At 28.3% G+C, this 10,502-nt stretch carries 10 protein-coding genes; 3 read left to right on the top strand and 7 right to left on the bottom strand.

Translation table 11 applies throughout. The features are described 5' to 3' along the window. On the top strand, positions 1-234 hold a 234-nt coding region (locus tag KQ44_RS14525), incomplete at its 5' end, for a hypothetical protein (RefSeq protein ID WP_168171294.1). A 4-nt stretch (positions 235-238) separates the two neighbouring features. Here KQ44_RS14525 and KQ44_RS13555 read toward each other — a convergent pair. After that, positions 239-1,417 (bottom strand): DUF815 domain-containing protein, encoded by a 1,179-nt coding sequence (locus KQ44_RS13555; RefSeq protein WP_096737895.1) that lies wholly within the window; start codon positions 1,415-1,417, stop codon positions 239-241. A 234-nt stretch (positions 1,418-1,651) separates the two neighbouring features. Between KQ44_RS13555 and KQ44_RS13560 the strand changes: the two genes are divergently transcribed. Continuing rightward, a complete protein-coding gene (locus KQ44_RS13560; protein ID WP_096737896.1) occupies positions 1,652-3,313 on the top strand; it encodes a methyl-accepting chemotaxis protein in 1,662 nt (553 codons plus the stop codon). An 81-nt stretch (positions 3,314-3,394) separates the two neighbouring features. On the opposite strand, the gene KQ44_RS13565 is transcribed toward KQ44_RS13560, so the two are convergent. The 3 genes from KQ44_RS13565 to glgP all read right to left on the bottom strand — a co-directional run bounded on the left by KQ44_RS13565 (position 3,395) and on the right by glgP (position 8,000). Beyond that, a complete protein-coding gene (locus KQ44_RS13565; protein ID WP_096737897.1) occupies positions 3,395-4,519 on the bottom strand; it encodes a hypothetical protein in 1,125 nt (374 codons plus the stop codon). 113 nt (positions 4,520-4,632) lie between these two features. After that, positions 4,633-5,331, bottom strand: a complete 699-nt coding sequence (locus KQ44_RS13570; protein WP_096737898.1) for a DUF554 domain-containing protein — start codon at positions 5,329-5,331, stop codon at positions 4,633-4,635. Between the two features lie 107 nt (positions 5,332-5,438). Further along, complete coding sequence (glgP, locus tag KQ44_RS13575) at positions 5,439-8,000, bottom strand: alpha-glucan family phosphorylase (protein ID WP_096737899.1); 2,562 nt, start codon at positions 7,998-8,000, stop codon at positions 5,439-5,441. A gap of 363 nt (positions 8,001-8,363) precedes the next feature. Between glgP and aroF the strand changes: the two genes are divergently transcribed. Then, complete coding sequence (gene aroF, locus KQ44_RS13580; protein ID WP_096737900.1) at positions 8,364-9,407, top strand: 3-deoxy-7-phosphoheptulonate synthase; 1,044 nt, start codon at positions 8,364-8,366, stop codon at positions 9,405-9,407. A gap of 137 nt (positions 9,408-9,544) precedes the next feature. Here the strand turns inward: aroF and KQ44_RS15315 are convergent, their stop codons facing one another. From KQ44_RS15315 to KQ44_RS15325, 3 genes are all read right to left on the bottom strand, one after another. Further along, positions 9,545-9,970, bottom strand: a complete 426-nt coding sequence (locus KQ44_RS15315; protein ID WP_346426141.1) for an HAD-IIIA family hydrolase — start codon at positions 9,968-9,970, stop codon at positions 9,545-9,547. A gap of 73 nt (positions 9,971-10,043) precedes the next feature. Further along, the gene (locus tag KQ44_RS15320; RefSeq protein WP_240516706.1) at positions 10,044-10,181 is read right to left on the bottom strand and encodes a hypothetical protein; all 138 of its coding nucleotides are present in this window, start codon (positions 10,179-10,181) and stop codon (positions 10,044-10,046) included. Between the two features lie 86 nt (positions 10,182-10,267). After that, positions 10,268-10,459: a hypothetical protein gene (locus KQ44_RS15325; RefSeq protein ID WP_240516707.1), complete on the bottom strand. Its 192-nt coding sequence runs from the start codon at positions 10,457-10,459 to the stop codon at positions 10,268-10,270. Between the last annotated feature and the right edge of the window lie 43 nt (positions 10,460-10,502).

The following is a 10,502-nucleotide window of genomic DNA, read 5'->3' on the forward strand; positions in this document are numbered from 1 at the left end:
CAAAATTATAATATAGAATATTTAATAACAGAAAATACAAATTCATCATTGTATGCCAAAGATGATAGTAATATAAAAATAATACCGCATCATAATTTATCATTGTATTATTGGTATAGTACTCCAAATAAGCCGAATTTTGACGATAATAGCGAACAATTTTTATTTGATAGTAATTCTGTATTAATTTATACAAATGAATTGTTTAGTTTGTATAGAAAATATATAAAATAATAAATTACAATAAAGTTTCTATAAATTGTCTTGCTGCTCTTGGGCTTCTTCCAGCACTTCTTATAGCATAGCTTTCCGCTTGTTTTATAAGTTCTTCTTTATCCATATTTATATTATTTTCTTTTGCATAAGAGATAACTATATCTACAAATAAATCTTTGTCTGGTCTTTGGAAGGTGATAATTATACCAAAACGGTTAGTTAAACTCATTATCTGCTGAATAGTATCTTCTATATGTATATCATCGCCTTGTCTGTCATTAAAATTCTCTTTTATTAAATGTCTATAATTGGAAGTAACATAAACTACTACATTATTTGGAAAGGAGTTTACGCCTCCTTCAAGTACAGCTTTTAAATATGAAAAAGTATCATCATTAGAAGAAAAAGTTAAATCATCTATAAATATTATAAATTTAAGAGGACTTACACTTAGCATTTCTATTATATCTGTTATAAATGATAACTGACTTTTTTTAACTTCTATAAGTCTTAAGCCATCATCTTTGAACATATTAGCTATTGCCTTTATAGTACTGCTTTTACCAGTTCCCGCATCTCCATAAAGAAGTATATTATTAGCTCTTTTTCCTTCTAATAAACTTTTTGTATTTGCTATAACTTTACTTCTTTCTCTTTCATATCCATATAGCTGTTTAATATTCTGCATATCCTGATGCTTTGCAGGTATTATATTTTTTTTACTGTCAAGCGTGAACATGTTATTATTATAAAATATTCCATATCCTTTTTTATTTATATCATTTATATGATTTGTATATATATTACAGAAATCAATTTTCTTATTTTCTAGCTTTGATACTGAGTATTCTTTTGAGAATAAGATATTAAAATCAAATGATGATAATAATTCAAAAAAATTAAGTTCATTTTTTAGCGTATTTTTTAAGGACTCATTTATATTTTCATTTCTTATGTATTTATTTATATAAATATTATCGTCCTGAAATATTTGTTCTAATATATAATCGCCTATTGTATCATTATATTTGAAAAGTTCATACAAAAAGTCTGAATAATAGTCTGTTACTTTTATTTTGTCATTATCATTGTAAATTTCTAAAAATTTTAATAATTTTTTTATAACTTTTGTTTTGATAATATTTCTAAATATTACTATATTAGAGAAACCAATTTTAATTTGTGTTATTTTATTATTCATTTATCATCATTCCGTAATTATTTTTTATAGTAATACATTTTAAGTTTATTATAAATAATATTCAAGCACTTTTTATGTAATTTTTTTTAATTTCATGTATAAAATGTAATTTTTTGTTATATTTAATATATAATGTATAATTTATATAGGAAAATACTTAATTTATTTTAAATAAATAGTTATGTAATTCCGAAATCATTATAAAAATAAAAACTTTACTGGAGATATTTTATTATGAAGATAAGGACTCGATTTATTATATTTGGTGTATATACTTTTGTTATGACTCTATTGTTGATATATCTTCAGATTAGGATAGTTAGAAGTGTAACAGAATACAGCCGTATTTATCAGCACACTATAAAATCATCAGCCATAGCAAGGCAGTATCAGCAAAATTCAGCATTTTTAACCCAATTTGTAAGAAGTTATGTGGCTACAGGAGATGCAAAATATGAACAGGCATATAATGACTGTATAGCTATATCAGGCGGTACAAAACCAACTCCAATAAATTATGACAGAGGTATATATTGGTCTATTTATTTGGGAAGCGGTCAAAAGCCTTCTTATGACGGAGAAACTAAATCATATTCAAATGTGATGAAAGATTTGAATTTTTCTAAAGAAATGTTTGATTATTTAACTTTGTCAAAAAGCCGTTCAGAAGAATTAGTAAAATTAGAAGTTCAGGCTATGGAAATAATAAAAAATATCCCTAGAAATCCAGATGGAAGTATACCTGATGAATATAAAGCAAGACAATTAGAAGCTATCGAGCTTGTTAATGGTAAAGTATATGAAGAAAGTGTTTCTCAAATAATGACACCTATCAATCAGTTTTTTGATAAACTTGATTCTGATAACAATTTGAATCTTCAAAATGCTGCAAGAGAAGTTAAAAGAGATACTATATTATTTTTCGTATTTTTATTTATAGTAGGATTTTCTGTAGTGGCATTTCTAGCTTCTTTAGGAAGGAAAGTAGGAAAGAATTTGAGATTATGTGTTAGCTTGGCTTCAGAAATATCTCAGGGTAATTTAACTGTAAAAATAGATTCAAGCAAATATAAAGGCAATAGTGAATTTGATTCATTACTTAGAAGTTTTGATGATATGGTATCACATTTAAGAGAAATTATTACAAGAGTTTTAGAAAGCTCAAGGGAGATTTCAGAGGCAGCTACAGAAATAGCTCAGGGTAATACTGACTTATCAAGCAGAACAGAAACTCAGGCTTCACATTTGGAAGAGACAGCTTCATCTATGGAACAAATTGCTTCTACAATAAAATCATCTGCTGATAATTCTTTAAGAGGTAATCAGATGATGCAGGATTCTGAAAAATCAGTTCAGGAGGCTGGAGAAATAATTGAAGCTACTACTAATAATATAGAACTTGTTTTTGAGGCAAGTAATAAAATTACGGATATAACTAAAATAATAGAAAATATAGCTTTTCAAACTAATATATTAGCCCTTAATGCTGCTGTAGAAGCTGCACGTGCTGGTGAACAGGGTAAGGGTTTTGCTGTAGTAGCAAGTGAAGTAAGAAACTTAGCTCAAACAAGTCAGTCTTCTGTTAAAGATATTACTTCTTTAATTGCTGATTCTAATGATAAAATTAGAATAGCTACTGAAACGGCTAGAAAATCTAAAGAAATATTTATGGATATAGAACAGAAAATTGAAGATACTTCTAAAATTATGCAGGACATCAGTGCTATGGCAGTAGAACAGCAGGCTGGTGTAGATCAGGTAAATATGGCTGTCTCACAAATGGATCAGTCTACTCAGCAGAATGCTACTTTGGTAGAACAGGCTACAGCTTCTTCTGAGGCTTTAATGGGACAGGCTAAAGAACTTGTTGATTTGATGCATTTCTTTAAAGTTTGATATTTATAAAATAGAAAATATTTGTTCAAAAAATAATAGCTATATAATTTTTTATATAGCTATTATTTTTTAGTATTATTTTTATATATTGTAATTTTTTATTTTTTCTATCCAGTTATTATATTCTTCATCAGATATTTCATCTAATATTTTAACATAAGGTGTTAATTTCTGATGCGGTTTTGAAAAATAACTCATATTCCATTTTATTGGTTTTTTCCACATTCCGTCACTATCCATAATAATTATATGCATTCCATCTATATCAGGTATCTCTTCAGGCGACATATCCCCATAGAGCATAGTATTTAAATCAAGCTCTCCGTTTTCATCTTCTATTTTATAGCTGCCATCTTTCCGCATTGCGTATATAGTATAGTATTGCATATGTGCCTGAGATTCTGTCAATTCTTTAGCATAAGAAGTACCAGAAGCTATATTATAGACATTTTCATCAAATTCATAATTATCAATTCCGTATCTTTTTAATAGTTCTTTTTTGTATAATTCACTTTCTAATAATGTTATAAGATAGTATGCATTACTCATATCGGAGGCTTCTATAAAAAAACCTCTTTGAGTTTTTGGAGCTAATACTAATATTTTTGTTTTATTGCATGCTTCCGCTGCAACATGAATATATGATAATGATTGAATATAAGTTTCTAAATATTCTATATGATCCATTAAATCTAAAGATATAAAATATTTTCTTAAACTCTGATTTGAACAAAGTACAGTCATAAGAGGAGCAATCATCATATCTATTCCAATAAATGCCTCTAATGATTTATAATCAGTTTTGTACATAACTTCAATATTAACATTTGCAATATCTTCTTCAGTAAGCTCATCTTCATCTACATTATAAAGCTGAGATACATTATAAATAAATTGGCATGCCTGTTCCATATTTTTAGAGAATAAACTAATAATATTTTTACCCATTTCTTCATCAGCAATTTCTGTGTGGAATATGGCATGTCCTACAAAGTTTGCAGCATAATATGATTTTAATATATCCATATTGTTAAACTCTTTAGATATTTCTCTGCATATCTCTAATTCTTTTTCTTCATTATCTTTTATATATTCTTTTAATTTTAAGAAACTATCATTTTGAGATATGAGCTTTTTATTTATAACTTCATCAATATTAGCTTTTTTCTTTGCATACTCTATATATTCTTTAACTATACTTTCCATAAATATAATCTCCTAACATATAATTACATTTATTATACTTAAAAATTTTTATTCTGTCAAAATTTAATTAATAGTAAAAATATAAATCATTGATTTTTATAGATTTAATGATTTCATAAAAAATTTATATATGGTATAAGTAATACTAGTAACACAGCAAAAATTAAAGCTGGTAGAAAATCACCAGTTTTTATTTTCGCCATTTTTAATAAATTTATTCCAATCATCATAACTGTAGCTCCTCCTACTGCAGAAACTTCTATAAGCATAGTTTCAGATACATAAGGCTCTAAAAATGATGAAAGTATAGTTAAAATACCTTGATAAATTAAAATACTTATGACAGAAAATGTTACTCCTACTCCATAAACAGTAGACATGAATATAGCAACAAATCCGTCTATAACACTTTTGGTAAATATCAAGTCATATATTCCCTGTGTTCCTGCTTGAAATGATCCCAATATAGACATAGAACCAGAGCAGAAAAGTATTGATGAAGTTAAAAAGCCCAAAGCGAAATTACCTGAATTTTCTTTAAGTGTAAATTTATTTTTTAAAAACTCTCCGAAATGTTCAATCTTTTCTTCTACTTTTAAAAATGTCCCCATAATTCCTCCAAGCATTATTGATATGGCAAATATTAATATATGCTTTGTAGTTATTGCCATACTTATGCCTATAGTAAGCGATATTATACCTGCGGCTATAAATACAGGGGATTCATATTTTTTTGAGAGTTTATTTTTAAATATAAGTCCTACAAGAGAGCCTATTAACACGGCCATCATATTTACAAAAACAGCTATCATAACATATTCCCAAACTTTTTTATTTATTGTATTATTAATTATTGATAATAAGAAAGGCTTAAACTCTCAAGTCTAAGCCCTTTTTTATATAAGTTACCCTTTAAGTATTAACCCCATATGATTAACTTCATATCAAATTTATAACTCAAATCTTTATGATATGGATACATTCTTATAGCATAACCACTTTGACCACTGTTTATGCATTCCAAAGTTCCAGAGAATGAATGTCTGCCATTTCCTAAATCGGCAGAATGTTTCATCTCAACTGTAACAGGATCTAATATATCTTCTTTCATACTTAATTTACCATAGTAAAGTTCTACTCTTACAGAATCAGGAGCTATATCTCCTAAATTAACTATAGTTTTTACTTCAAACTTACTTCCTACTTTTAAGTTTCTTGAAGGCATCTCAGATATAGTATTTTCAAATGATACTTTAGACCATTTAGAGAATATATCTTGTTTCCAAGTTTTCAAATTTTTGGCTTTTGCAAATTCATTTTCTGTCATATTAAAATATCTTTTGCTTGCATTATTGTAGAATTTATTAAAGTAATCTGCAACCATTCTGTTAGTAGAAAATACTGGACAAACAGTCTGCATACTCCATTTCATAGCAGCAACCCATTGTCTAGGTATATCATCTCTTCCTCTTTCATAGAATAGAGGTATAATTTCATTTTCTAATACGTTATAAAGAGCCTTGCTTTCAACTTCATCTTGATACTCTAAGTCAGTATATTCTTCTCTGTTACCAATAGACCAGCCGTTTTGTCCGTCATAAGCCTCGTCCCACCAGCCGTCTAATACGCTGAAGTTTAATCCTCCGTTTGGCGGAACTTTCATACCGCTTGTACCGCTTGCCTCTAAAGGTCTTCTAGGATTGTTGAGCCATACATCTACGCCTTGAACCATGTATCTAGCTACATTAATATCATAGTCTTCTATGAATACTATATGATCTCTAAAATCTTCTCTTCTGCAAATTTCAGCAATATTTCTTATTAACTCCTTACCGCCGTTATCATGAGGGTGAGCTTTACCAGCAAATATTATCTGTACTGGTCTTTCAGAATTATTGATAATATTTTTTAATCTTTCCAAATCTTTAAAAAGCAAAGTACCTCTTTTATATGTAGCAAATCTTCTAGCAAATCCTATTGTCAAAGCTTCAGGAGAAAGTATCTGCTCAGCATGTTCTATTTCTTTTTTTGTAAATCCTCTGTTTGTAATCTGAGCTTTTAATCTTTCACGGCAGAAGTCAATAAGTCTCTCTTTTCTTCTTTCATGAGTTCTCCAAAGTTCGGCATCAGGTATTTTTTGTACTCTTTCCCAGATTTCATATTCTAAAGGTTTAGTTCTCCAACGAGGACCTAAATATCTGTCAAGTAAGTTTTGCATATCGAAAGATATCCAGCTTAAAGTGTGAATTCCATTAGTAATAGAGTCTATAGGAAGTTCATTAACTGGAACACCTCTCCATATATCTTTCCACATAGCTCTTGATACATGTCCATGAAGTTCACTTACTCCGTTGTTTTCAGCTGATAAATTAAGAGCAAGAACAGTCATACAGAAACTTTCTTTTTGATCGTCAGGATTGATTCTTCCAAGTCTTATAAACTCGTCCATATTCATATCTATATGCTTAACATATTCAGAGAAATATTTTTGAACCATATCTATAGGGAATATATCATTACCTGCAGGCACTGGGGTATGAGTTGTAAATATATTTGAACTGTATACAACTTCTCTTGCTGTATTTTTATCTAAATTTTTATTTTCCATTAATTGTCTTATTCTCTCTAAAGAAAGAAAAGCACTGTGTCCTTCATTCATATGATATATTGTAGGTTTAATGCCCAATTTTTCTAATGCTTTTACTCCGCCTATACCAAGAAGTATTTCCTGCTGTATTCTAGTTTCTAAGTTTCCACCATAAAGTTGGGCTGTAATGTCTCTGTCTTCAATACTGTTTTCTTCTATATTGGCATCCAAATAGTAAAGTTCTATTCTTCCTACATTTGCTTTCCATATTTGAGCATAAACTTTTCTTCCAGGTAAATCTACATCTACCTTCATAGTTTCGCCGTTTTTATCTAAAACTTTTTCTAAAGCTAAGTTAAAGAAATCATTTTCTATATCATATTCCTGCTGCCAGCCGTCAGCATTTAAATATTGTCTGAAATAACCTTTTCTATATAATAGTCCCATAGCCACTAAAGGTAATCCCAAATCACTTGCAGATTTTAAGTGATCGCCTGATAATATACCAAGACCTCCTGAATAGTTCGGTAAAGATTCATGTAAACCGTATTCAAAAGAAAAATAAGCTATTTTTTCATTAGGGGCTTTTTGATCTTCGCCTAAACTGTCATACCAAGTTTCCTGCTTCATGTAAGTTTTAAACTCATCATAAACTTCTGCTAAACTCATCATAGCAGCATCGTCCTGAAGCATAGCGTCAAAGCGTTCCTGTAAAGATTCTCCAAGTACTCTTATTGGATTATGATCTCTTTTATCCCAATTATCAATATCTATTGTTCTTAATAAAGTTACTGCTTTTTGATTCCAGCACCACCAAAAGTTTTTAGTAATTTCTATAAGTGGCTCCAATTCTTTTGGTACTGATGGTGAAACCATATATTTATTTAATTTCATAACATACCGCCTTAAAAAATTATTTTAGATATATTTCTACCTATTCTATAATATTTTACAATAAAATCAATGAATTTATTTAATTTATAATTATTTATTTTAATGTATTAATTGTGTAGCTATTACTTGACTTTTATTAATTTTTATATATAATATTTTATTATGAAAGCTAAATTTATTTCAAATATCATAAGTAATTCTTTTTGTTTTGCATTTTTCTTTAGTTTTTTTGGCGTTTAAGACGCCAGTATATTCTATTTTTTTTCACAAACAAACACATATAAAATTAAATTTTTTAATACCAATATGATAATAAACTAAAAACATCTGACATAATATTTTAAATTTAGGAGATTGACTAATATGATAATAGTAATGAAACCAAATGCTAAAGAAGAATATATAAACAATATAACAGAAAGACTTATAAGTGCAGGACTAGGTACTAATAAAATAGTAGGTGTAGACTGCACTGTTATAGGTATAGTAGGCGATACTTCAAAGGTTGACAGAGAATTAATGGCTACTTTACCTGGTGTTGCTAGAGTTTTAAAAGTTCAGGAGCCTTTTAAAAGAGCAAACAGAGCTTTCAAAAAAGAAGATACTATTGTTGATGTAAGTGGAGTAAAAATAGGGGGAACTAAACCTGTTATAATAGCAGGTCCTTGTTCGGTTGAAAGTGAGGAACAGGTTATTAATATTGCAAAAAGCGTAAAAGCTGCAGGGGCTTCAATACTTAGAGGAGGGGCTTTCAAACCTAGAACTTCACCTTATGCTTTCCAAGGGCTTGCTTTAGATGGACTTAAAATATTAAAACTTGCTAAAGAAGAGGTGGGCATACCTATTGTAAGTGAGATAGTATCAGTAAGACATTTAGAAGAGTTTGAAAATACAGTGGATATGATTCAGATTGGGGCAAGAAATATGCAGAACTTTGAGCTTTTAAAAGAAGTAGGTAAATTAAATAAACCCATTCTTTTAAAAAGAGGACTTGCCAACACTATGGAAGAATGGCTTATGAGTGCAGAATATATACTTGATAAAGGCAACAGCAATGTAGTATTATGTGAAAGAGGTATAAGAACATTTGAAACTTATACTAGAAATACTTTTGATGTTTCTGCTATACCTGTTATAAAGAGAATGAGCCATTTACCAGTAATAGGAGATCCTTCTCATGCCAGCGGTAAGGCTTGGATGGCACTTCCTCTCACTCTTGCTGCCCTTGCTGCAGGTGCTGACGGTATGATAATAGAAGTACATAATGATCCTGAACATGCTTTATGTGATGGAGCTCAGTCAATAAAACCTGATGTTTTTGAAGATATTATGGAATCTGTTAATATGATGAGTGAAACTGTAAATAAAATAAAAGAACGTCATGGAGGAAAGATTTATACTAAGTAATTTTTTATAAAAGACATGTTGCAATTTTGTATTTTTATACAGTGTGTATATATAATAATATCATTATATACAAGTACAAAATTGCATCAAGTCTAGTATATAATAAATACAAAATACATATAAAAAATAATCAATTATTAAATAAGTATATCATATATATCTTCTATTTCTACTATATTACTTTTATTTTCTATTTCATAAACATCTGTTTCTATTAATAAAGTTCTAAGATATGGTATTTTTATAATGTCACTGTCTCTGTCGCCTATCATAAAAGATGAAGTTAAATCTATATTATATTTTTTTGAGGCAAGAATATGCATTCCAGCCTCTGGTTTTCTAAGTACTGATAATATATTGTAAGGTTCAACATGTCCTTTAATATGATACGGACAATAATAAAAATCATCTATTAAAGCCCCGCATTTTTTATATTCTTCATAAATATAATTATGTACTTTATTAACATCTTCATTTGTATAATAATTGTATGATACACCTGCTTGATTAGTTGTTACTATTGTTATATAGCCTTTATCGTTTGCATGTTTTACTATATCTATAAACTCTTTTTTATTTTTACTCTGTCAGTAGTTCCTATATATCCTACATCATACATTAATACTCCGTCTCTGTCTAAAAATAATGCTTTGTTAATTTTTTGGTATTGTCTGTAAAATATGCTGGAATACCGTATAATTTATTTTCATTGAATGCATTTTCTATTTTTATTTTGATGTCTGAATCAAAATCATTATCATTTAATTTGTACATTTTATTATTATAAACTGCAAAGTTATTGAATGAATATCCAGACAAAGGATTAGTTATATTATTTCTTATTATTTTATAGTTTTTATCTATTGTGTATAATTTATTTTATTATCTGTATTAAAGTCTAATGCTATCAAGAGAGAGTCTTTTGCTAAAGTATTAGAGAAGTTTATAAAGAAATTTTCTATATTATTATTATTATTATTATTATTCATAGTGTATACAAATCCAAAATCAGCAATAAAATATAGTTTAATATAAAATAGAGTTTTTATCAATAAAATATATCCTATTTATAATAATTGATTTTTTTTATTTATG

Origin of the sequence: Brachyspira sp. G79, assembly GCF_002379365.1 — a bacterium.
Classification (GTDB): Bacteria; Spirochaetota; Brachyspiria; order Brachyspirales; family Brachyspiraceae; genus Brachyspira.